The organism is Pseudomonas kribbensis (genome assembly GCF_003352185.1).
Lineage (GTDB): Bacteria > Pseudomonadota > Gammaproteobacteria > Pseudomonadales > Pseudomonadaceae > Aquipseudomonas > Aquipseudomonas kribbensis.
Genome location: NZ_CP029608.1, coordinates 4,044,600 through 4,067,423, shown reverse-complemented (window position 1 = coordinate 4,067,423; position 22,824 = coordinate 4,044,600). Strand labels below are relative to the sequence as shown.

General features: G+C 59.6%; 20 protein-coding genes and 4 tRNA genes. 17 read left to right on the top strand and 7 right to left on the bottom strand.

The window, feature by feature from the left end:
• Window positions 1–69 precede the first annotated feature (69 nt).
• On the bottom strand, window positions 70–237 hold the full coding sequence (locus DLD99_RS29250) for a hypothetical protein (protein ID WP_167443780.1): 168 nt from the start codon (window positions 235–237) through the stop codon (window positions 70–72).
• Window positions 238–468: 231 nt separating this feature from the next.
• On the opposite strand from DLD99_RS29250, the gene DLD99_RS18545 reads away from it, so the two are divergent.
• Both DLD99_RS18545 and DLD99_RS18540 read left to right on the top strand, forming a co-directional pair.
• A complete protein-coding gene (locus DLD99_RS18545) occupies window positions 469–1,140 on the top strand; it encodes a peptidase C39 family protein (RefSeq protein ID WP_114884145.1) in 672 nt (223 codons plus the stop codon).
• Window positions 1,141–1,237: 97 nt separating this feature from the next.
• On the top strand, window positions 1,238–1,444 hold the full coding sequence (locus tag DLD99_RS18540) for a hypothetical protein (protein WP_114884143.1): 207 nt from the start codon (window positions 1,238–1,240) through the stop codon (window positions 1,442–1,444).
• Window positions 1,445–1,497: 53 nt separating this feature from the next.
• Here DLD99_RS18540 and pbpG read toward each other — a convergent pair whose 3' ends face one another.
• Together pbpG and folD are read right to left on the bottom strand one after the other, a co-directional pair.
• The gene (gene pbpG, locus DLD99_RS18535; RefSeq protein WP_085712474.1) at window positions 1,498–2,436 is read right to left on the bottom strand and encodes a D-alanyl-D-alanine endopeptidase; all 939 of its coding nucleotides are present in this window, start codon (window positions 2,434–2,436) and stop codon (window positions 1,498–1,500) included.
• 227 nt (window positions 2,437–2,663) lie between these two features.
• Window positions 2,664–3,518 (bottom strand): bifunctional methylenetetrahydrofolate dehydrogenase/methenyltetrahydrofolate cyclohydrolase FolD, encoded by an 855-nt coding sequence (gene folD / locus DLD99_RS18530; protein ID WP_085712473.1) that lies wholly within the window; start codon window positions 3,516–3,518, stop codon window positions 2,664–2,666.
• Window positions 3,519–3,792: 274 nt separating this feature from the next.
• Here folD and DLD99_RS18525 point away from each other — a divergent pair.
• The 10 genes from DLD99_RS18525 (at window position 3,793) to DLD99_RS18480 (ending at window position 13,192) form a co-directional block, all read left to right on the top strand.
• Window positions 3,793–3,869: transfer RNA gene (locus tag DLD99_RS18525), tRNA-Arg, on the top strand.
• A 32-nt stretch (window positions 3,870–3,901) separates the two neighbouring features.
• Window positions 3,902–3,977: transfer RNA gene (locus DLD99_RS18520), tRNA-His, on the top strand.
• A 58-nt stretch (window positions 3,978–4,035) separates the two neighbouring features.
• A tRNA-Leu gene (locus DLD99_RS18515) sits at window positions 4,036–4,120 on the top strand.
• A gap of 76 nt (window positions 4,121–4,196) precedes the next feature.
• A tRNA-His gene (locus DLD99_RS18510) sits at window positions 4,197–4,272 on the top strand.
• A gap of 400 nt (window positions 4,273–4,672) precedes the next feature.
• The gene (tig, locus tag DLD99_RS18505) at window positions 4,673–5,983 is read left to right on the top strand and encodes a trigger factor (protein WP_085712472.1); all 1,311 of its coding nucleotides are present in this window, start codon (window positions 4,673–4,675) and stop codon (window positions 5,981–5,983) included.
• Window positions 5,984–6,075: 92 nt separating this feature from the next.
• Entirely contained in the window at window positions 6,076–6,711 is a 636-nt protein-coding gene (clpP, locus tag DLD99_RS18500; protein WP_053161532.1) for an ATP-dependent Clp endopeptidase proteolytic subunit ClpP, read from the top strand.
• Window positions 6,712–6,823: 112 nt separating this feature from the next.
• Window positions 6,824–8,107, top strand: coding sequence for an ATP-dependent Clp protease ATP-binding subunit ClpX (gene clpX, locus DLD99_RS18495; protein ID WP_016775335.1), 1,284 nt, complete (start codon window positions 6,824–6,826; stop codon window positions 8,105–8,107).
• Between the two features lie 163 nt (window positions 8,108–8,270).
• The gene (lon, locus tag DLD99_RS18490) at window positions 8,271–10,667 is read left to right on the top strand and encodes an endopeptidase La (protein WP_085712471.1); all 2,397 of its coding nucleotides are present in this window, start codon (window positions 8,271–8,273) and stop codon (window positions 10,665–10,667) included.
• A gap of 147 nt (window positions 10,668–10,814) precedes the next feature.
• Window positions 10,815–11,087 (top strand): HU family DNA-binding protein, encoded by a 273-nt coding sequence (locus tag DLD99_RS18485; protein WP_002552737.1) that lies wholly within the window; start codon window positions 10,815–10,817, stop codon window positions 11,085–11,087.
• A gap of 233 nt (window positions 11,088–11,320) precedes the next feature.
• Entirely contained in the window at window positions 11,321–13,192 is a 1,872-nt protein-coding gene (locus DLD99_RS18480; protein ID WP_114884141.1) for a SurA N-terminal domain-containing protein, read from the top strand.
• A 58-nt stretch (window positions 13,193–13,250) separates the two neighbouring features.
• On the opposite strand, the gene DLD99_RS18475 is transcribed toward DLD99_RS18480, so the two are convergent.
• Window positions 13,251–14,456: an MFS transporter gene (locus DLD99_RS18475; protein WP_114884139.1), complete on the bottom strand. Its 1,206-nt coding sequence runs from the start codon at window positions 14,454–14,456 to the stop codon at window positions 13,251–13,253.
• A gap of 121 nt (window positions 14,457–14,577) precedes the next feature.
• On the opposite strand from DLD99_RS18475, the gene DLD99_RS18470 reads away from it, so the two are divergent.
• The 3 genes from DLD99_RS18470 (at window position 14,578) to DLD99_RS29245 (ending at window position 16,753) form a co-directional block, all read left to right on the top strand.
• Window positions 14,578–15,477, top strand: coding sequence for a LysR family transcriptional regulator (locus DLD99_RS18470; RefSeq protein ID WP_114884137.1), 900 nt, complete (start codon window positions 14,578–14,580; stop codon window positions 15,475–15,477).
• A 92-nt stretch (window positions 15,478–15,569) separates the two neighbouring features.
• A complete protein-coding gene (locus tag DLD99_RS18465; protein ID WP_114884135.1) occupies window positions 15,570–16,442 on the top strand; it encodes a DUF2242 domain-containing protein in 873 nt (290 codons plus the stop codon).
• Between the two features lie 161 nt (window positions 16,443–16,603).
• The gene (locus DLD99_RS29245; RefSeq protein WP_167443779.1) at window positions 16,604–16,753 is read left to right on the top strand and encodes a hypothetical protein; all 150 of its coding nucleotides are present in this window, start codon (window positions 16,604–16,606) and stop codon (window positions 16,751–16,753) included.
• 4 nt (window positions 16,754–16,757) lie between these two features.
• Here DLD99_RS29245 and DLD99_RS18460 read toward each other — a convergent pair whose 3' ends face one another.
• Window positions 16,758–17,798 carry an AraC family transcriptional regulator gene (locus DLD99_RS18460; protein ID WP_114884133.1) on the bottom strand — a complete coding sequence of 347 codons (1,041 nt, stop codon included), beginning with the start codon at window positions 17,796–17,798 and terminating at the stop codon, window positions 16,758–16,760.
• A gap of 3 nt (window positions 17,799–17,801) precedes the next feature.
• On the bottom strand, window positions 17,802–18,932 hold the full coding sequence (locus DLD99_RS18455; protein WP_114884131.1) for a carbon-nitrogen hydrolase family protein: 1,131 nt from the start codon (window positions 18,930–18,932) through the stop codon (window positions 17,802–17,804).
• 205 nt (window positions 18,933–19,137) lie between these two features.
• Between DLD99_RS18455 and DLD99_RS18450 the strand changes: the two genes are divergently transcribed.
• Window positions 19,138–21,174 carry an NADPH-dependent 2,4-dienoyl-CoA reductase gene (locus DLD99_RS18450; protein ID WP_114884129.1) on the top strand — a complete coding sequence of 679 codons (2,037 nt, stop codon included), beginning with the start codon at window positions 19,138–19,140 and terminating at the stop codon, window positions 21,172–21,174.
• 41 nt (window positions 21,175–21,215) lie between these two features.
• Complete coding sequence (locus DLD99_RS18445) at window positions 21,216–22,124, top strand: 1-aminocyclopropane-1-carboxylate deaminase/D-cysteine desulfhydrase (RefSeq protein WP_114884127.1); 909 nt, start codon at window positions 21,216–21,218, stop codon at window positions 22,122–22,124.
• Here DLD99_RS18445 and DLD99_RS18440 read toward each other — a convergent pair.
• A complete protein-coding gene (locus DLD99_RS18440) occupies window positions 22,121–22,675 on the bottom strand; it encodes a cytochrome b (protein ID WP_114884125.1) in 555 nt (184 codons plus the stop codon). The two genes, DLD99_RS18445 and DLD99_RS18440, sit on opposite strands and share 4 nt — an antisense overlap.
• Window positions 22,676–22,824 lie beyond the last annotated feature (149 nt).

Here is a 22,824-nt window from a genome sequence, read left to right as displayed (position 1 = left end):
TGGAAAAGCGAAGGCCGCGTCACTCGCAAGAGTCACGCGGCCTTTTTCGTTTGAATCGATTGAAAGATGTCAGTGCGCGGTGGCGTGACGGGCGCTGTGTTTCTCGATCTTCTTGATCGGTGCAGGTTGCACAGGGTGGTGATGGCGACGGGAAATCCGCAGCACGCCCCACAACATGGCAGCGGCAACGGCCAGCCAGCCGGCAATCAACATCACAATGGTCATGGTCAGGCTCATCGGTGCCTCCTCTTTGCCCTGCGTCGGGCGCTCACTCTTTTGCTGTCTTTCGAGTGACAGTCTAGTCGCTGGCGTGTTTCAGGCTATTGACCAAAGGTCGGTGGTGACCAATCACTTCGCTCTATGCAGCCGATGCATCTGCCCCTTTGGGCTATACCGCAGCGTTGCGCCGTCCTATGATCCTCGACCAAGCCGGAACACGATGACCGGTAACTGATCAAGAGAGTGACGATGGTGCAGCTATTTTCCCGGATTCGCATGGCACTGCTGGTGGCCGGTTGCGTGACAGCTTTGGTGGGGTGTGCGGGCAGTGTGGCGCCGGAAGTCCAGCGCCTGCCGGAGCGGGTCGAGCTCAGTGGCACCTTCTATCGGGGCGAAGCCAATCAGAGCGGGCCGCAGGTGTTGGCCAGTCTGCTGTCGCAGCAAGGCATCGTGATCACCCCGGGGTTGCTGGAAAAACCACTGCACCTGCCGGGCGCCGAGGACAAGCTTCAGCAGAATATGCAGAACCTGGCCCGCGAATACGGCATGGTCGTGTACCCGGTAGATGCCCGTTTGCCGGCGCTGCTGACCCAGGTGGCGGCGGGTTACCCGGTAATGGTGCGTTTCAGCGAAGGATCGGCGTTCTGGGCCGAGCCGCGGTACGCAATCCTTTCCGGCTATGACCGCAAGAAGCAGAAGGTTCTTTTGCGCGCGGGGATGAATCGTCGTGAACTGATGAGTTTCAGTTCTTTCGAGTCGGCGCTCGAGAAGTCGGGTGGCTGGGCGGTATTGATTCAGAAGCCTTCGCAGCTCCCGGCAGCGGTCGATCGCCAGCGTTGGCTGAAAGCCGCTGATGAGCTGGCGCAGGCTGGCCAGGAACGCGAGGCGGCGCAGGCGCGCAAGGCTCTGGAAGCGAAGTGAGGTTCCGTCCGTCTCCTGACGGGCACCCTGGCGCGCAGCTACGCTCTTAAGGGTAACGCCCGGTTTTTTCGGGTGATTACCCGAACGAGAGGTGCGTATGAGTACCGATTCGAGCTTCGACGACCATAAACCGGACAGCGTGCCGACCACGCCGGAGCCGGACGTTGATCCAGTGCTGGATCCGGACAGTCCGCTGCGCGATCCATTGGCGCGTCCTGCGGTAGTACCCCCGGAACATCGGCGCGATCCCAGTGCTGGCGACGGCATTCCCGATGATGACCAGATGCCGCTGCCCAACGACTGAACCGGCAGACGAAAAAAGCCCCGAATATTCGGGGCTTTTTCTTGTGTCGCGATTTACTTGGACGCTTCGACCACGCCGCTCTGGCGACCCTTGAGGTTTTTCTCGGCCTTGTATTGCTGGGCCACTGCCGGAACGTTGGTGCTCCGACCAGTTTCCACCCAGCTGCGGATGCGGCTGGCATCGGCGAAGTGGGTGTACTTGCCGAACGCGTCGAGAATCACCAGGGCAACCGGGCGGTTGCTCATCCGGGTCACGAGCACCAGGCAATGGCCGGCCGGATTGGTGAAGCCGGTCTTGGTAATCTTGATGTCCCAGTCGGCCTTGTTCACCAGGTGGTCGGTGTTACGGAAACCCAGGGTGTAATTGGGTTTGCGGAACGAGACGGTCTTTTCCTTGGTGGTGGTAAGTTCGGTCAGGATCGGATGCTTTTGCGCAGCCATCAGCAACTTGCTCAGGTCGCGCGCGGTGGAAACGTTGCGCTCCGACAGGCCTGTCGGTTCCACAAAGTGGGTGCTGGTCATGCCCAGCGCCTTGGCCTTGGCGTTCATCGCCGCGATGAAGGCTGCATAACCGCCCGGATAGTGATGGGCGAGACTGGCGGCGGCGCGGTTTTCCGAGGACATCAAAGCGATCAGCAGCATCTCCCGGCGCGGCAGTTCGCTGCGCAGTTTGACCCGGGAAAACACGCCTTTCATTTCCGGAGTGTGGCTGATGTCGACGTCAATCCATTCGTCCATGTTCTGGTGGGCTTCAACCACGACCAGGCCGGTCATCAACTTGCTGACGGAAGCGATCGGCACGATCACGTCCGGATTGCTGGAGTAGATGACTTTGTTGGTCTGCAGATCCATCAGCAGGGCGCTGCCGGAGGCAATCTTCAACTGTGAAGCGTCTCGTGGGGCAGCGGTGGTTTCGGCGGCGTTGACCGTTGGCGTGAGGAGCGTGCCTGAAAATGCAAAAACCAGGCTCAGGATGGACAGACGAATATTCACGCGGGCGAACTCATGAAGGTTGGAAATGCCGTTTTTGTAACGGACTGTGTCGTAAAACGACGCATTCTAGGAGTATGGCTGAAGATCTGTCGATGGTTGTTTGAAGGGCATGAAAAAGTCGTGAAAAGCCCTGTAAAAATAGGGGTTTCCGGCGAACGGTAAAGGTTTTTTCGAGGATACGAAAAACCCCGCACGGGGCGGGGTTCTTCTGGAGCGGAAAAAGCGCTTTAAGCGTGCAGGGTTTCTGCCGCGTAGAGGGTGTTTTCCAGCAGACAGGCACGGGTCATCGGGCCGACGCCGCCCGGTACTGGTGTGATCCAGCCGGCGCGGGGCAGGGCGGTTTCGTACACAACGTCACCGACCAGTTTGCCGTCGTCCTGCCGGTTGATGCCGACGTCGATCACGATCGCGCCTTCCTTGATCCACTCCCCCTTGACCAGGCCCGGCTTGCCGGCGGCAACCACCACCAGGTCGGCGCGGCCGACGTGGCCGGCCAGGTCCTTGGTGAAGCGGTGGGTCACGGTCACGGTGCAGCCGGCCAGCAGCAGCTCCATGGCCATCGGGCGACCGACGATGTTGGAAGCGCCGACGACCACTGCATCCATACCGTACAGATCGACACCGGTGCTTTCCAGCAGGGTCATGATGCCTTTCGGCGTGCACGGACGCAGCAGCGGAATGCGCTGGGCCAGGCGACCGACGTTATAAGGATGGAAACCGTCGACGTCCTTGTCCGGGCGGATGCGTTCCAGCAGTTTGGACGCGTCCAGGTGCTCAGGCAGAGGAAGTTGAAGCAGAACGCCGTCGATTGCCGGGTCGTCGTTCAGTCGATCGATCAGATCGGTCAGTGCTTCCTGAGTGGTTTCGGAAGGCAGGTCGTAGGCTTGGGAGAGGAAGCCGACCTCTTCACAGTCTTTACGCTTGTGCGAGACATAAACCTGAGAGGCAGGATCGCTGCCGACCAGGATCACCGCGAGGCCGGGAGTGCGCAAGCCTTGCTCGCGACGTTCGGCTACCCGTTGGGCGATCTGCTGGCGCAGGCTGGCGGCGATTGATTTGCCGTCGATTAGTTGTGCAGTCATTGCGCGTGATTAACCATCGAGAGGGGAAAAAAAGAGAACGCATTCTCGCATGTCAAACGGTGAGGGCAAAGGCGCTTGGTCAGCAAATTCCCCTAAGCCCTTTAATTAAATGAATTTTTTTCAAAAAGGATTTGACGACCTGCAGGTCGCTCTATACTATTCGTCGCACTTGTCGGGCACAGCCTAGCACTGGTTAAGAAGGTCGAGCGAAATCAAGGTTTTGCGAGACTGGAAAGCACTTAGTTTGTAGTCCTCCAAGGGTACAGCTAACAAGGCGCCCGTAGCTCAGCTGGATAGAGCATCCGCCTTCTAAGCGGATGGTCGCAGGTTCGAGTCCTGCCGGGTGCGCCATTAGGCAGCTTTGGCACAAGTAACGCGATATGGTGGGCGTAGCTCAGTTGGTAGAGCACGGGATTGTGACTCCCGTTGTCGTGGGTTCGATCCCCATCGTCCACCCCATATTTCGAAAGGCGCCAGATGTAACAGTCTGGCGCCTTTGCTTTAAAAAGCTTCATCCGCGGATGTGGTGGAATTGGTAGACACACTGGATTTAGGTTCCAGCGCCGCGAGGCGTAAGAGTTCGAGTCTCTTCATCCGCACCAATCAAAGCTTCATTCATGCCGTTGGTAGGGTGAAGTTCTACAAAGAAGTTGTTTGGCTTCTTTGGCACGCAATATGGTGGGCGTAGCTCAGTTGGTAGAGCACGGGATTGTGACTCCCGTTGTCGTGGGTTCGATCCCCATCGTCCACCCCATATTTCGAAAGGCGCCAGATTTAACAGTCTGGCGCCTTTTTTGTTTTAGGAATTCGAGTTTTCGGCGACTGCCGGTTTCGGGTCGCAGGGCAGGGCGCTTCGTCGTATCAATGTTGCTCGATGATGCCGCGCTGCCCGCCAGCCTTCCATGCAGGGCTGGCTGTCAGGGAGATGATTCAACCGCCTCTATATATAGAAGAGGTTGGCGCAGAGCCCTGGCTTGATTGGCTGTATTTGCTAACAGGGCGAGGCGCAACCGTTTGTCCCCGCCTTCAATTTGCCTGCTGTTTTTTTACCCGTTTTCAGTAGGGTGACTTCTTGAGTTTGACCTACTAGAATGCTTGCCCTTGATTCTTGGGTCGGAAACGGCCGGCTAACGTCTGTGCAACGAGGAATATCCATGCAAGTTTCTGTTGAAAATACTACTGCTCTTGAGCGCCGCATGAGCATCACCGTGCCGGCTGAGCGCATCGAGACTCAGGTCAACAAGCGTCTGCAGCAGACTGCCCAGAAGGCCAAGATTGCTGGCTTCCGTCCAGGCAAAGTGCCTATGAGCGAAATCAAGCGCCGTTTTGGTGCTGATGCGCGTCAGGAAGCGATCGGCGACGTGATCCAGTCCTCTTTCTACGAAGCTGTGGTTGAGCAGAAGCTGAACCCGGCCGGTTCGCCGTCGATCGAGCCTAAGTCGCTCGAAGCTGGCAAGGACCTGGAATACGTAGCCGTATTCGAAGTGTTCCCTGAGTTCACCGTTGCCGGTTTCGAAGGCATCACCGTTGAGCGTCTGAGCGCTGAAGTGGCTGACGCCGATCTGGACAAGATGCTGGACATCCTGCGCAAGCAGAACACCCGTTTTGAAGTGGCCGATCGCGCTGCCCAGAACGAAGACCAGCTGAACATCGATTTCGTTGGCAAGGTTGACGGCGAAGTGTTCGCTGGCGGTTCCGCCAAGGGCACTCAGCTGGTGCTGGGTTCCGGCCGCATGATCCCTGGCTTCGAAGAAGGCCTGGTTGGCGCCAAAGCCGGCGAAGAGCGCGTTCTGAACCTGACCTTCCCAGAGGACTATCAGAACCTGGACCTGGCTGGCAAAACCGCCGAGTTCACCGTGACCGTCAACACCGTTTCCGAGCCAAAACTGCCTGAGCTGAACGAAGAGTTCTTCGCCCAGTTCGGCATCAAGGAAAGCGGCATCGACGGTTTCCGCACCGAAGTTCGCAAGAACATGGAGCGTGAACTGCGCCAGGCGATCAAATCCAAGGTCAAGAATCAGGTAATGGACGGTCTGCTGGCCACCAACCCGATCGAAGTGCCAAAGGCTCTGCTGTCCAACGAAGTTGACCGTCTGCGCGTGCAGGCTGTTCAGCAGTTCGGCGGCAACATCAAGCCTGACCAACTGCCGGCCGAGCTGTTCGAAGAGCAAGCCAAGCGCCGCGTTGTCCTGGGTCTGATCGTGGCTGAAGTGGTCAAGCAATTCGACCTGAAGCCAGACGAAGCCCGCGTTCGCGAAATGATTCAGGAAATGGCTTCGGCTTACCAAGAGCCTGAGCAGGTTGTGTCCTGGTACTACAAGAACGAGCAGCAACTGAACGAAGTCCGTTCGGTTGTGCTGGAAGAACAAGTTGTGGATACTGTTCTGCAGAAAGCTAGCGTGACCGACAAATCGGTCTCTTACGAAGAAGCGGTCAAGCCGGTAGAAGCTCCAAAAGCCGACTGATTGTTTCTGCGTTAGAAGCACACACCATAAGCCAGCCTTCGAGCTGGCTTATGCGTATTCAAGACATGACTATTTGGGAGTGACTGCAGAGCATGTTCCGTAATTCCTATATTCAGCAGAACTCTGATATCCAGGCCGCCGGCGGCCTGGTCCCGATGGTTGTCGAGCAATCTGCTCGTGGCGAGCGCGCCTATGACATCTACTCGCGTCTTCTCAAGGAGCGAGTGATCTTTCTGGTGGGTCCGGTAGAGGACTACATGGCCAACCTGATCTGCGCGCAATTGCTGTTCCTTGAAGCGGAAAACCCGGACAAGGACATCCATCTTTACATCAACTCCCCGGGCGGCTCGGTCACTGCAGGCATGTCGATCTACGACACCATGCAGTTCATCAAGCCAAACGTGTCGACCACCTGCATCGGTCAGGCCTGCAGCATGGGCGCATTCCTGCTGACCGCAGGTGCACCGGGCAAGCGCTACTGCCTGCCGAACTCGCGAGTGATGATTCACCAGCCACTGGGCGGTTTCCAGGGCCAGGCGTCGGATATCGAAATTCACGCCAAGGAAATCCTCTTCATCCGCGAGCGTCTGAACACGCTGATGGCCAAGCACAGCGGTCGCACTCTGGAAGAAATCGAGCGCGATACCAACCGCGACAACTTCATGAGTGCAGAAGCTGCGAAGGAATACGGCTTGATCGACGAAGTGATCAACCAGCGTCCAGCTTAAAATAAGCAGCTCAAAACAGGCCTGATCGGCTGGTCCGATCAGTGGCGGGCTTGAAAAAGCCCGCAATAGCCTTCATCTTGTGTTGCAAGCCTATCGGATTTGGATCGAACGAATGACTGACACCCGCAACGGCGAGGACAACGGCAAGCTGCTCTATTGCTCCTTCTGTGGCAAAAGCCAGCATGAAGTGCGCAAATTGATTGCCGGCCCCTCGGTCTTTATCTGCGACGAGTGCGTCGACCTGTGCAACGACATCATCCGCGAGGAGGTGCAGGAAGCACAGGCCGAAAGCAGCGCGCATAAATTGCCTTCGCCTAAAGAAATCAGCGGCATCCTTGACCAGTACGTCATTGGTCAGGAGCGTGCGAAGAAGGTTCTCGCGGTAGCGGTGTACAACCACTACAAGCGTCTGAACCAGCGTGACAAAAAGGCTGACGACGTCGAACTCGGCAAGAGCAACATCCTGCTGATCGGCCCGACAGGCTCCGGTAAAACCCTGCTGGCCGAAACCCTGGCCCGCTTGCTGAACGTTCCGTTCACCATCGCCGACGCAACCACCCTCACCGAGGCGGGTTACGTGGGTGAAGACGTCGAGAACATCATTCAGAAGTTGCTGCAGAAGTGCGATTACGACGTGGAAAAGGCCCAGATGGGCATTGTCTACATCGATGAAATCGACAAGATTTCGCGCAAGTCCGACAACCCGTCGATCACCCGGGACGTTTCCGGCGAAGGCGTGCAGCAGGCCTTGCTCAAGTTGATCGAAGGCACGGTCGCTTCCGTTCCGCCGCAAGGTGGCCGCAAGCATCCGCAGCAGGAGTTCCTGCAGGTCGACACCCGTAACATCCTGTTCATCTGCGGTGGTGCGTTCTCCGGTCTGGAGAAAGTGATTCAGAACCGTTCCACCAAAGGTGGCATCGGCTTCAACGCAGAAGTGCGCAGCAAGGAAGAAGGCAAGAAAGTCGGTGAGTCCCTGCGTGAAGTCGAGCCTGACGATCTGGTCAAGTTCGGTCTGATCCCGGAATTCGTCGGTCGTCTGCCGGTCCTCGCGACGCTGGACGAGCTGGATGAGGCTGCATTGATGCAGATTCTCACCGAGCCGAAAAATGCCCTGACCAAACAGTACGCCAAGCTGTTCGAGATGGAAGGCGTGGATCTGGAATTCCGTTCCGACGCGCTGAAATCGGTCGCCAAACGTGCCCTGGAGCGTAAAACCGGTGCCCGTGGTCTGCGTTCGATTCTCGAAGGTGTGTTGCTCGACACGATGTATGAAATCCCCTCGCAGTCCGAGGTGAGCAAAGTCGTGATCGATGAAAGCGTGATCGAAGGCAAGTCCAAGCCACTGTATATCTACGAAAACAGTGAGCCGACGGCCAAGGCAGCGCCGGACGCGTAAGTGTCCACCCTGCCGGAACAAAGAAGGGGCCTTCGGGCCTCTTTTTTTTTATGTCGTTTTTTACATCCGCTTTGCGCTTGTTTTTTTTCAAGGCAGCCCCCATCTTGGTTTCAAGCTTAATTCCATCTGATTACGGCCATATGGCCGCCGTAGAGGCGAAATCATGAAGACCACCATCGAATTGCCTCTCCTGCCATTGCGTGATGTCGTTGTGTATCCGCACATGGTTATCCCGCTGTTCGTGGGGCGCGAGAAATCCATCGAAGCCCTCGAGGCCGCGATGACGGGCGACAAGCAGATCCTCCTGCTGGCCCAGAGAAACCCGGCTGACGACGATCCCGGAGAAGACGCTCTGTATCGCGTCGGTACCATTGCCACCGTTCTGCAACTGCTCAAGCTGCCTGACGGCACCGTAAAGGTTCTGGTCGAAGGCGAGCAGCGCGGTACTGTCGAGCGTTTCAGCGAGGTCGATGGCCACTGCCGTGCCGAAGTCTCCCTGATCGACGAAGTCGACGCCGCCGAGCGCGAGTCCGAAGTCTTCGTGCGCACGCTGCTGTCGCAATTCGAACAATATGTTCAGCTGGGCAAGAAAGTCCCGGCTGAAGTCCTGTCGTCGCTCAACAGCATCGATGAGCCGGGCCGTCTGGTCGACACCATGGCCGCGCACATGGCGTTGAAGATCGAGCAGAAGCAGGAAATCCTCGAAATCATCGACCTGGCTGCCCGGGTCGAGCACGTCCTGGCTCTGCTGGACGCCGAAATCGACCTATTGCAGGTCGAAAAGCGCATCCGCGGCCGCGTCAAGAAGCAAATGGAGCGCAGTCAGCGCGAGTACTACCTGAATGAGCAGATGAAGGCCATTCAGAAGGAACTCGGCGACAGCGACGAAGGCCACAACGAAATCGAAGACCTGAAAAAGCGCATCGACGCTGCCGGTCTGCCGAAAGATGCCCTTGCCAAGGCCACCGCCGAGCTGAACAAGCTCAAGCAGATGTCGCCGATGTCGGCCGAGGCCACCGTCGTGCGTTCCTACATCGACTGGCTGGTCCAGGTGCCGTGGAAGGCCCAGAGCAAGGTACGCCTGGATCTGGCCCGTGCCGAAGACATTCTCGACGCCGATCACTACGGCCTGGAAGAGGTCAAGGAACGCATCCTTGAGTACCTCGCCGTGCAGAAGCGCGTGAAAAAGATTCGTGGCCCGGTGTTGTGCCTGGTCGGTCCTCCAGGCGTGGGTAAAACCTCGCTGGCGGAGTCGATTGCCCACGCCACCAACCGTAAATTCGTGCGCATGGCTCTCGGTGGCGTGCGTGACGAAGCGGAAATCCGTGGTCACCGTCGGACTTACATCGGTTCGATGCCAGGAAGATTGATTCAAAAGATGACAAAGGTGGGCGTCCGCAACCCGCTGTTCCTGCTCGATGAAATCGACAAAATGGGCAGCGACATGCGTGGCGATCCGGCGTCGGCGTTGCTGGAAGTGCTCGATCCGGAGCAGAACCACAACTTCAACGATCACTATCTGGAAGTCGATTACGACCTGTCGGATGTGATGTTCCTCTGCACCTCGAACTCGATGAACATTCCGCCGGCGCTGCTGGACCGGATGGAAGTGATCCGTCTGCCGGGCTACACCGAAGACGAAAAGATCAACATCGCGGTCAAGTACCTGTCGCCAAAACAGATTGCCGCCAACGGCCTGAAGAAAGGCGAGCTGGAGTTCGACGAAGAAGCGATCCGCGACATCATCCGTTACTACACCCGCGAAGCCGGTGTGCGTGGCCTCGAGCGGCAGATTGCCAAGGTCTGCCGCAAGGCAGTCAAAGAGCATGCGCTGGAAAAACGTTTCTCGGTGAAAGTGACAGCTGATCTGCTGGAGCACTTCCTTGGCGTGCGCAAGTTCCGCTACGGTCTGGCCGAGCAGCAGGATCAGATCGGTCAGGTGACCGGCCTGGCCTGGACTCAGGTCGGCGGTGAATTGCTCACCATCGAAGCGGCCGTCGTGCCGGGTAAAGGGCAACTGATCAAGACCGGTTCGCTGGGTGACGTAATGGTCGAATCGATCACTGCGGCCCTGACCGTTGTGCGCAGCCGTGCCAAGAGCCTGGGCATTCCCCTGGACTTCCACGAGAAGCGCGACACCCACATTCACATGCCGGAAGGTGCTACGCCGAAAGACGGTCCGAGCGCCGGTGTAGGCATGTGCACCGCACTGGTGTCGGCTTTGACGGGTATTCCTGTGCGCGCCGATGTCGCCATGACCGGCGAGATCACCCTGCGTGGTCAAGTCCTTGCCATTGGTGGCCTGAAGGAAAAACTCCTCGCCGCACACCGTGGTGGAATCAAGGTCGTGATTATTCCGGAAGAGAACGTGCGTGATCTGAAGGAGATTCCTGACAATATCAAGCAGGATCTGCAGATTAAACCGGTTAAATGGATTGACGAGGTCCTGCAAATTGCGCTGCAATACGCGCCGGAGCCCTTGCCGGATGTGGCTCCGGAGATTGTCGCGAAGGATGAAAAACGCGAGTCCGATTCCAAGGAAAGAATTAGCACGCATTAATACGTCTTTGGCTGGGGGGCTTGTTGACAGTTTTTTAGAGCCCTTGTTATAAAGCGGCTCTTAAGTGTCTGTAGGCCATTCAGCACTCGTTTTTGCTTTCACCAAAAAACTTAGAATCATCTCAAAATAGATATAAGGGGACTTAGAGTGAACAAGTCGGAACTGATTGATGCTATCGCTGCATCCGCTGATATCCCGAAAGCTGCTGCTGGCCGTGCGCTGGACGCTGTAATCGAATCCGTCACTGGCGCTCTGAAGGCTGGCGACTCCGTAGTTCTGGTAGGTTTCGGTACTTTCTCGGTAACCGATCGTCCAGCTCGCATTGGTCGTAACCCACAGACCGGCAAGACTCTGGAAATCGCGGCAGCCAAGAAGCCAGGTTTCAAAGCCGGTAAAGCCCTGAAAGAAGCCGTCAACTAAGTTTGATTCAGGTTTTTACCCATCCGGGTCGGGGTCATGCCTGACTTGGCAGCGGAGCGGTAGAGCAGGCGGTTTGGAATAATTGCCTGCTACGCCGGGATCGAGGGTTCGAGCCCTGTCCGCTCCGCCAGTTACGAGAAGGCGCATCCTCGGATGCGCCTTTCTTCTATCCGGATTCTACCCACGCTCCACGGTTGCCTAATTTTTGAAGTTCAACCGTTTCTGGGGGACGCATGCTGCAGAATATCAGGGACAATTCACAAGGCTGGATTGCCAAGACCATTATCGGGGTCATCGTTGCACTGATGGCCCTGACCGGTTTCGATGCCATTTTCAAGGCCACGACTCACACCAACGAGGCGGCCAAGGTCAATGGTGAAGAAATCAGCCAGAACGAGCTGAGCCAGGCCGTTGACATGCAACGCCGTCAGCTGATGCAACAGCTGGGCAAGGACTTCGATGCTTCCTTGCTCGACGAAAAAATGCTGCGCGAATCGGCCCTCAAGGGTCTGATCGATCGCAAGCTGCTGCTGCAAGGCGCAGAAAAATCGAAGTTCGCCTTCTCCGACGCGGCGCTGGACCAGGTGATCCTGCAAACGCCTGAATTCCAGGTTGATGGCAAGTTCAGCTCCGACCGTTTCGACCAGGTGATCCGTCAGCTGGGCTACAGCCGTATGCAATTCCGCCAGATGCTGGCTCAGGAAATGCTGATCGGTCAGCTGCGCGCTGGCGTAGCCGGCAGCGGTTTCGTGACTGACGCTCAAGTGCTGGCGTTTGCCCGCCTGGAAAAGCAGACCCGTGATTTCGCCTCGCTGAACATCAAGGCTGATCCGGCGGCAGTGAAGCTGACCGACGATGAGGTCAAGGCTTACTACGACGAACACGCCAAGGAATTCATGACCCCGGATCAGGTGGTCATCGATTACCTCGAGCTGAAGAAGGCTTCGTTCTTCGACCAGGTTGCCGTCAAGGACGAAGACCTGCAGGCGGCGTACCAGAAAGAAATCGCCAACCTGTCGGAACAGCGTCGTGCGGCGCACATTCTGATCGAAGTGAACGACAAGACCACCGAGGCCCAGGCCAAGGCGAAGATCGAAGAGGTTCAGGCACGTCTGGCCAAGGGCGAGAAGTTCGAAGCGCTGGCCAAGGAGTTCTCGCAGGATCCGGGCTCGGCCAACAACGGCGGTGACCTGGGTTATGCCGGTCCTGGCGTCTACGACCCGGCCTTCGAGAAAGCCCTGTATTCGTTGAACAAGGATCAAGTGTCCGAGCCGGTTCGCACCGATTTCGGTTTCCACCTGATCAAGCTGCTGGGCGTCGAAGCGCCGGAAGTGCCGACCTTCGCCAGCCTGAAAGACAAGCTGACCCACGAGCTGAAAGCCCAGCAGGTCGAGCAGCGTTTCGTCGAGGCGACCAAGCAGCTGGAAGACTCCTCGTTCGAGGCGTCTGACCTGGCGCAGCCGGCGCAGGATCTGAAACTGACCGTGCACACCTCCAAGCCGTTTGGCCGTGAGGGTGGCGAAGGTGTTGCGGCCAACCGCGCCGTGGTCACTGCCGCGTTCAGCAACGAAGTGCTGGATGATGGTGCCAACAGCACCGCCATCGAGCTGGATCCGGATACCGTGATCGTGCTGCGCGCCAAGGAACACCTCAAGCCTGCGCAACTGCCGCTGGAAGCCGTGGCGACTGCCATTCGCACCCAGTTGGCCAAAGAGCACGCCAGTGCGGCTGCCAAGACCAAGGCGGAGCAACTGATCGCCGGTCTGCGTGACGGCAAGACCCCGCTGGACAAGGCCATCGACGGTCAGAACTGGAAAGTGACCCAGGCCGCCACCCGTGCCCAGGAAGGTGTTGATCCTGCGGTGCTGCAAGCGTTGTTCCGCATGCCGAAACCGACTGCCAAGGACAAGCCGACTTTCAGCAGCGTGACACTGCCTGATGGCAGCCTGACCATCGTGCGTCTGAACGCTGTGAACGAAGCTGCTGCGCCGACCGATGAAGAGAAAGCGCAATACCGTCGCTTCCTCGCTTCGCGTGAAGGCCAGCAGGACTTCGCGGCGTACCGCAAGCAGCTGGAAAGCGAAGCGGACATCAAGCGTTTCTGATGCCTGACTGAGCGATAAAAGAAGCCCCGGATGAAAGTCCGGGGCTTTTTTTTGCCCGCTATTCAGCGCGTGGGAATCCATGTTGTCGGGCATTCGCGGTCGCCCAGAGGGTCAGAATCAACAAGCCCGCAACGATCCAGGGAAAGGCACTGACGCCCGGATTCGCCAGCAACAGGCCACCTGCCAGTCCGCCACCGGCAATGCCGACATTCCACAGGGTCACCAGCATCGATTGCGCGGTGTCGGCGGCGTCCTTCGCGGTTTTCGCCGAGGCCGTCTGCAGCAGCGAAGGCATTGCGCCGAAGGCCAGCCCCCATACCGCCGTGGCGGCGTAGACCACGCCGGGTATTTCCCGCCACAGGGCCAGGGCAATCGCGGAAAGCAAGAACAATGTGGTGCTGATCAGTACCAGCTCCCGCAGCCAGCGATCAATCAGGCTGGCGACGATCCACAGGCTCAATACCGACGCCAGACCGAACACCAGCAACACCCGGTCGATTTCGGCACCGAGCCCGGAGGGTTCGAGGAACGGCGCGATGTAGGTGTACAGAAGGTTGTGAGCGACCACGTAGGACAGCGTCACGAACAACACGGATCGCACGCCCGGCAGGGTAAACACCTGACGCAGGGGCAGGCGCTTTCCGGCACGTTCGCCGGCAAAGTCTGGCACTTGCCAGCGTACCCAGATCACCAGCAGCACGGTCATTGCGCTCATGATCGCGAAGCTCAACCGCCAGCCGACCATAGTTCCCAGCAGTGTACCCGCCGGTATGCCCAGCGAAAGCGCGAGAGGGGCGCCGAGCATTGCCACGGTGATGGCGCGGCCCTGCAAATGCGGGGCAACCATTCGGCTCGCATACCCTGCCAGCAACGCCCAGAGCAACCCGGCAAACACGCCGGCAATAAAGCGCGCAATCAATGTCAGCCAGTACCACTCCGACAACGCGGTGATGCTGTTGGCGATGGCAAAACCGCCAATCGCTGATAACAGTAGCGGTCGGCGACGCCAGCCTCGGGTGGCGATGGTCAGCGGAATGGCCGCCAGCATCGATCCGATGGCGTACAGCGTGACCAGTTGCCCGATCAGCGCCTGAGAGACATCGAGACCCGTGCTCATCTGCGGTAACAGACCGGCGGGCATGGCTTCGGTCAGCACGGTAATGAATCCGGCGGTGGCCAGTGCGAGCAGGGCACCCAACGGTAATCGTTCTGCGGGTTCGACCGGGTTGGCAAGCGTTGCAGAAGTGAGTGGTGCATCGTTCATGAGCCAGCATCCATTTTGCCGAGGGAGATGAAGGCCACAGGGTAGGGCGCTGCACATTCGGGAAAAACAGGTTAGGGTTCCGAACATCTCGGACAGGAATGTCGTGAATCAGGGGGAAAGAATGGACAGTCTGGGCAGCATTTCGGTGTTCGTGCAGGTGGCGGAAACCCGCAGTTTTACCGAGGCGGGCCGCATGCAAGGCGTGTCATCTTCGGCGGTGGGCAAGAGCATCGCGCGGCTGGAGGCTCGGCTTGGGGTCAGATTGTTCCATCGCACCACCCGCAGCATCACGCTCACCAGTGAAGGCGCGCTGTTTCTCGAACGCTGCCGCAAGATTCTCGCCGAGGTCGAGGCGGCTGAATTCGAGTTGTGTGATGCCGCATCGGCGCCTCACGGCAAGTTGCGGGTCAGCTTGCCCCAGGTGCATGAACTGGTGATGCCGGTCATGAATGAATTCATGGCGCTGTACCCGCAGATCGAGCTGGATCTGGACCTGACCGATCGCATGGTCGATGTCGTCGAGGAAGGCTTCGATGCGGTCATCCGCACAGGAAAACCTCGGGATTCGCGACTCATGGCCCGGCCTTTGGGGAAATTTTACATGGTGCTGGTGGCCAGCCCCGGGTATCTGCGCGAACGCGGTGTGCCGCTGATCCCCGCCGATCTGGCGCAGCACGCCTGTCTGCGCCACACGTTTCACGCCACGGGCAAACTGGAACCCTGGCCGCTGAAGCGCGAGGAGGGTGTTCCCGAGCCGAGATTGCCGACACGCCTGGTCAGTACATCAATTGAAGCGGTCAGCCATGCGACACTGGCCGGCCTGGGTATTGCCTGCCTGCCGGACTTCATGACCCATGAGGCGCAAAGGCAGGGGCGCCTGCAGCGGGTGCTGGATGAGCATCTGGAGCATGTCGGACAGTTCTGGGTGCTATGGCCATCCAGTCGCCATGCAACCGCCAAATTGCGGGTGTTCATTGATCATTTGTCGGCGCGACTTTTTCCGGTCGCAGAGGGTCAGTAGAGTTGTAACTGTTTTAAGACACTAATCCGTACGCCGCGGGGCAGCGATCTGTTGCACAATACGCCCCGGACCGTTTTCCCTCAGGATGTTTAATGTTGAATTCTATTCCCGTGCGTTTTTTCGGGTTGGCGTTGTTGCTGACCGCCGCTGCCGGCTGCTCCAAGGACAAGCCTATCTACGAGCATGAGAACTTCGACGACTCCGGCACCTTTTCGCGCAACTATCCGGTCACCGACGCCGCCAGCTGCGAAGCGGCGCGCCGTGCGTTGCTCAGCCAGGGCTACATCATCACCAGCAGCGACCCGAAACTGGTCAGCGGGCACAAGAGCTTCCAGCAGACCGGTGAAACCCACATGGAGATCAGCTTCAACGTGGTGTGTACCGATGACGGCAGCTCCGCGCACCACGCGACCGTGTTCGCCAACGCCCTGCAGGACCGCTACGCGCTGAAGAAGACCAACAACTCGGCCAGCCTCGGTGTGGGTGTGCTGGGCTCGGTGTCGATGCCGATCGGCTCCTCTGACGACTCGATGGTCAAGGTGGCCAGCGAAACCGTGTCCTCGCAGAAGTTCTACGAGCGCTTCTTCACCCTGGTCGAGCTGTTCCTGCCGGCCGATGCGAAGAAAGCCGCCCATATCACCGAGAAGCCGAAGGCCGATCTGGGCGTACCGGAGCCCAAGGCTGCGCCGGCCGCGCTGGCCCCGACGCCAGCGGCCGAGCCGACTCCGGCGCCAGCCCCGGCCGCCGAACCTGCCGCGACCCCGGCGCCAGCCCCTGCGGAGCCGACTCCGGCCAATTCGGAACCGGTCGTTCCACCAGCCGAGGCGGCGCCGATCACCCCGGCCCCGGGTTCGGAGCTGGTTCCAACATCAGCGCCGGCACCGGAAGTCATCACGCCACCGGCCAATCCGACTGACTTGCCGCCGCCATCAGAGCCGATCCCGGCGATGCCAAGCGGGCATTGACCGGTTGCGGGAGCGACGCAACGTCGCTCCCGCTTCGATTCCTGTGTGAGCTGAAATGTCGGTTCACACCTTCTGAAAAAATCCCCGCGATAAATCCCTGACCGCCTGCTACGTTTATTTCATGAAGGCCGTGTTTCATTTTTCCTTCATACGGGCACTTTATGCTCGAGGCACTGGTCATTTGCTCCAGGCCATTTCAGCAAAGCAGTGAGGGGGATGACACGATGGATGACTATCAAGAAGAACTGCTTGAGTTCCAGGCCTACGAACTGGATTCGCCGGAGCCTGCGGAAGACGCCACCGAGCTCTGAGGCTTCAGCCCGTCTTGCGGTGACTGCGGCGGAACTCGCCCGGTGTCTGGCCGTTCCAGCGCTTGAAGGCGCGCTGGAAAGCTTCGGCCGAGGCAAAACCCAGCAGGTAGGCGATTTCACCGAACGCCAGTTCAGTGTCGCGGATGTAAGTCATCGCCAGATCGCGGCGGGTGTCGTTGAGGATTGCACGAAACTGCGTGCCTTCTTCGGCCAGCTTTCGCCTTAACGTCCAGGTCGGCAGCTTCAGGCGCGCCGCCACTTCTTCCAGGTCGGGTTCCCGGCCGCCATTGAGCAACGGCCCGAGCAATTGCGTGATGCGCTCGCGCAGGCTGCGGGTGCGCGTCAGTTGTTCCAGTTCCCGCTCACACAATTGCAGCAGATGTTTCCAGGTGCTGGGGCAGTGTTGTGGATTGCGTTGGGCCAGGCTGGCGAGGCTCAGGCGCAATTGATTGTGTTCGGCGCCGAACTGGATCGGGCATTCGCCGAGCACGGCGTAGGCGTCGCGGTAGTCCGGGGTGTCGAACTCGATTTCGATTCGTTCCGCGCGCAACGGTTCGGGGCTGACGCTGGACAACTGATGCAGCCACCCGGCGATGATTGAATCCACCACAAAGCGGTTGTAGGCGTTGTATGGGCTGATCGAGTAAAAGCGCAGCCACGCGCCGCTGGCGTCCTCGTGGAAACTCGACTGGCCACGATAATTGGAGCCGTACAACGGCTCGAAGCGCGTCAGGCAGCGGGCGGCCTCGCGCACGGTCGGCGCCTGCGCTGCCGTGACGCCCGCCAGTCCGGCCTGGCTGAGACGACTGAGCTGGCCCATGCGCAATCCGAGGGCCGGATCGCCGGTCAACTGGATTGCACCGTGACCCAGGCGCATGTAGCGCGGGATCGACAGGCGTGCGCCGGCTTCGGCCAGTCGCGCGGTGTCGAGTCCATATTGTTCGAGCAATGGCTGCGGGTCGGCGTCATGGCTGCGCACGGCATCGGCCAGGCTATGGACGAAGCCCACCGACAGATCCCCGAGGCGCATCGGCAGCGGTTTCATGGTCTACAGCCAGAGATTGAGCAAGCGCGCGCCACGGGCCTCACCGTCGGCGAACTGCTGGCCATTGCTGCTGAGGAAGCTCTGCCCGGAACTCGACCTGTCCCAGAACTGCCCGCGCAGGAATACGCTCATGCCGGCAATCGCCCGGCTGCCCGGCGGTTGTGCCGTCAGGGTCAGGCGATGCCAAGCCTGGCCCTCGCTGACCTCTCCCGGTTTGAGGCTGACCGAGTCCGGCACGTTCATGCCCCGGTAACCCTGCCACGGCTGATCCCATACACCATGCCCGATGACGTACGCCGGCACCGCGATCAGTTGCGCACCTTGCGCGTCGAGCCTGCGATAGTTGTCCGGATACCAGCTGTCGTTGCCGATCAGCACGCCGAGGCGTCCGGCGGGGGTGTCGACCACATTGATCTGTGAAGTATCGCCGGTGCCGACCGCTGGATCCTTATCGAAGATCGGGCGCATCTGCCGCTGCGGCTGGCCGAGCGGGGCGCCGTCACGACCGAACACCACGCTGGTGTTGTACAGCGCGCCGCTGCCGGCCTTGAGCCGGCCGTCGATGATGTTCGGTTCCGGCAGCACGATCGAGCCCGCCACCAGCGTGATATGGAATTCCCTGGCCAGGCCGCCGAACAGCAGCTGATAGTCCTTGGCCATGTCTCGGGATTTCATCCGCAGGTGGGCGTCATCCAAACGGCTGCTGCTTTTGGCGGTAAGCCAGGCGCGGGCGAACTGCAACGGGTTGCTGGCGGCCAGCCAGTTCATTGCCTCTTCGAGGGTGGGCGCCTGATACAGCTCGTCTTTTTCGCCGCTGATCATCAGCCAGGTGCCGACATGCTCGGGCAACACCACGATGGTTTTGTCATTGAGCAGGCCCTGATCCTGCGCTTGCTGCAGATAGGCCGCGAGTTTGCGGTGCAGGCGCTCGGAGCTTTGGTAGTCGGTGGGGAACAGTTCCGGCTGAATCCCCAGCAGATTGCCACGATCGGCGCGGGTACCCTGATCGACCGCCAGTTTGATCCGCAGGTCCGACAGGTAATGACCGGCCGGGCGGTCAGCCGCCCACATGGCGTAGAAAGTGAGCGCGGCGACCAGCGCCATGGAAAAGGTCAGGTACAGAAGTTTGCGCATGAAATCCAACAACAGCCGGGTACAGAGTGTGGGACTAGGGTAGGGCCCACGCCTGCGCTTGCCAAGGGGCGCTGCGCATTTGGATCAATAACTTGTCAGTTACGGTCATTGAGTGACAGCGATGCGACTCTTAGGCTGTCGAACATGACTGACGGGGGACGCAGAGCTCCCGCATTTTCCGTGATCGCTCGCTGTGGAGTTACCGATGACCGCCACTTACCCGCACCTGCTGGCCCCGCTGGACCTGGGATTCACCACGCTGCGCAACCGCACCCTGATGGGCTCGATGCACACCGGCCTGGAAGAGAAGCCGGGTGGCTTCGAGCGGATGGCGGCGTATTTTGCCGAGCGCGCCCGTGGCGGCGTCGGCCTGATGGTGACCGGCGGTATCGGCCCGAACGACGAGGGCGGCGTGTACTCCGGTGCCGCCAAGCTGACCACCGAGGAAGAAGCCCTCAAGCACCGCATCGTCACCCGCGCCGTGCATGAAGCGGGCGGCAAGATCTGCATGCAGATCCTCCACGCCGGTCGTTATGCCTACAGCCCGAAACAGGTCGCACCGAGCGCAATCCAGGCGCCGATCAACCCGTTCAAGCCCAAAGAGCTGGACGAAGAGGGCATCGAGAAACAGATCCGCGATTTCGTCACCTGCTCGGTACTGGCCCAAACCGCCGAGTATGACGGCGTGGAAATCATGGGTTCCGAAGGCTACTTCATCAACCAGTTCCTCGCGGCCCACACCAACCACCGCACCGACCGCTGGGGCGGCAGTTACGAAAACCGCATGCGTCTGCCGGTGGAGATCGTTCGCCGGGTGCGTGAAGCGGTCGGTCCGAACTTCATCATCATCTTCCGTCTGTCGATGCTCGATCTGGTGGAAGGCGGCAGCACCTGGGAAGAAATCGTCACCCTGGCCAAAGCCATCGAGCAGGCCGGTGCGACCATCATCAACACCGGTATCGGCTGGCACGAAGCGCGGATTCCGACCATCGCCACCAAAGTGCCGCGTGCGGCGTTCAGCAAGGTCACGGCCAAGCTGCGGGGTTCGGTGAGCATTCCGCTGATCACCACCAACCGCATCAACACCCCTGAAGTCGCCGAGCAGATCCTGGCCGAAGGCGATGCCGACATGGTGTCGATGGCGCGGCCGTTCCTCGCCGACCCGGACTTCGTCAACAAGGCTGCCGAAGGCCGCGCCGACGAAATCAACACCTGCATCGGCTGCAACCAGGCCTGCCTCGATCACACCTTCGGCGGCAAGCTCACCAGTTGCCTGGTCAACCCGCGTGCCTGCCACGAGACCGAACTCAACTACCTGCCGGTCAAACAAATCAAGAAGATTGCTGTGGTCGGTGCCGGCCCTGCGGGCCTGTCCGCTGCCACCGTGGCTGCCGAACGCGGCCATCAGGTGACGCTGTTCGATTCGGCCAGCGAAATCGGTGGCCAGTTCAACGTCGCCAAGCGCGTACCGGGCAAGGAAGAGTTCTACGAAACCCTGCGCTACTTCAAACGCAAGCTGCAGACCACCAACGTCGAGGTGTGCCTGAACACCCGCGTCGATGTGGCAAAACTGGTCGAGGGCGGTTACGACGAAGTCATTCTGGCCACCGGCATTGCGCCGCGGGTGCCAGCGATTCCGGGTGTCGAGAACGCCAAGGTGCTGAGCTACCTGGATGTGTTGCTCGAGCGTAAACCGGTGGGCAAGCGTGTGGCGGTGATCGGTGCCGGCGGTATCGGTTTCGACGTGTCGGAATTCCTCGTTCATGAAGGCGTAGCCACCAGTCAGGACCGTGCTGCGTTCTGGAAGGAGTGGGGCATCGACACGAATCTGGAAGCCCGTGGTGGCGTGGCCGGGATCAAGGCTGCACCGCATGCACCGGCGCGCGACGTGTTCCTGCTGCAACGCAAGAAATCCAAGGTCGGCGACGGTCTGGGCAAAACCACCGGCTGGATTCACCGTACCGGTCTGAAGAACAAGCAGGTGCAGATGCTCAACAGCGTCGAATACCTGAAGATCGACGACGAAGGCCTGCACATCCGCATCGGCGAAACCGGCGAGCCGCAAGTGCTGCCAGTGGACAACATCGTCATCTGCGCCGGCCAGGATCCGCTGCGTGAGTTGCACGACGGTCTGGTGGCAGCCGGGCAGAATGTGCACCTGATCGGCGGCGCCGATGTCGCGGCCGAACTGGATGCCAAGCGTGCGATCAATCAGGGCTCGCGTCTGGCCGCCGAGCTCTGATCCACCCTAGAATGCCGGCTCTTTTTACAGAGCCGGCATTCATGTTTCTGCCTCCCACCGACTGGCTGGCCCCAGCCCCCCTCGAACCGCTTCATCTGGACTGGCTCACTGCCGCTGGCGTTGAAGTGGCGATCCTGCGTCTGGACCGGATCGATCCGCTGATCAGCGGCAACAAGTGGTTCAAACTCGTCGAACACCTGAAAGCCGCTGATCGTGCGGGTGCCGAAGGCATCATCAGCCTGGGCGGCGCGCACTCCAATCATCTGCATGCATTGGCTGCGGCGGGCAAGCGGCTGGGGTTCGCAACGGTCGGTCTGTTGCGCGGGCATCAGCAGGACACGCCGACGGTCAGGGATCTGCAGGAGTTCGGCATGCAGTTGCACTGGCTCGGTTATGGCGGTTATCGGGCGCGGCATGAACCGGGATTCTGGCAGCCGTGGCTGGCGCAATACCCGACGTTGCATCCGGTGCCCGAAGGTGGCGGCGGGTTGCCCGGTGCGCTGGGTTGCGCGCCTTTGATGGACCAGGTCAGCGCTCAGTTGGGCTCCCTCGGCTGGGACGACTATCAAGGCTGGTGGCTGGCCTGTGGCACAGGCACCACTCTTGCGGGACTGGTGCTGGCGGAGGCGGGTGAACACCTGGTGTACGGCGCAATGGCCGTGCCCGACGATCACGGCGCCGCGGTCAACGTCGAGGCGATTGTCGGTGATATCGGCGGCTACGAACTGATCGACGCCAGCCGTGGCGGCTTCGCCAAAGTCGATGCACCGTTGCTTGAATTTATCGCGCAGACCGAACAGGCCAGCGGCGTTCCCCTCGAACCGCTGTACACAGGCAAGGCCTTGCTCGCGCTCAAACAGCAAATCGAGGCGGGCCGTTTCAAGAGCGGAACGCGCCTGATCTTCATCCACACCGGCGGCTTGCAGGGCCGGCGTGGATTCGACGGCTAACCCTGATTACGCTTGGGCATCATCCGCAGCAGCGTGTTATCGCCCACCACGTAGTGGTGATACAGCCCGGCCAGCGCATGCAGGCCGATCAGCCAGTAGCCGATGTTCCCGATCAGTACGTGCCAGTGTTCAACCTGCTTGGCGAAGGCTTTGTCCTCGTGCACCAGCAACGGCAGGTCAAAACCGTAGAACATCACTTGATGGCCCTCGGCGCTGGTGATCAGCCAGCCCAGGATCGGCATGGCGATCATGAACAGGTACAGCGCCCAGTGCATCAGGCGGGCCAATGCGGTCTGCCACTGCGGTGAGGCGGGGAAGATCTTCGGCGCCGGGCCGATGCTGCGGGCCAGCAGGCGAAACCACACCAGCACGAACACGGTCAGGCCAAGCATGTAATGCACTTCGCGGATCAGCGAGCGGCCGCCACTGCCCTTGGGAAAGATGCCTCGCAATTCCATGCTGGCATACACCAGCACCAACAACACCAGCATCAACCAGTGCAACAGGACTGACACGGTGCTGTAGCGTGATTCGGAACTTGTCCACGGCATACGGTATTTCCTCACGGATCAGGGTCGAAACGTGCCGTTCTTGAGCGACGGCATGCTTTAACTGTAATCCGCTTTGGCCGAATTGCCCGCGTCTAAAAACTCTTTCATTGCGCGAAATCAGGGGTTTGCCCAAAAAAAACGCCAGTGTC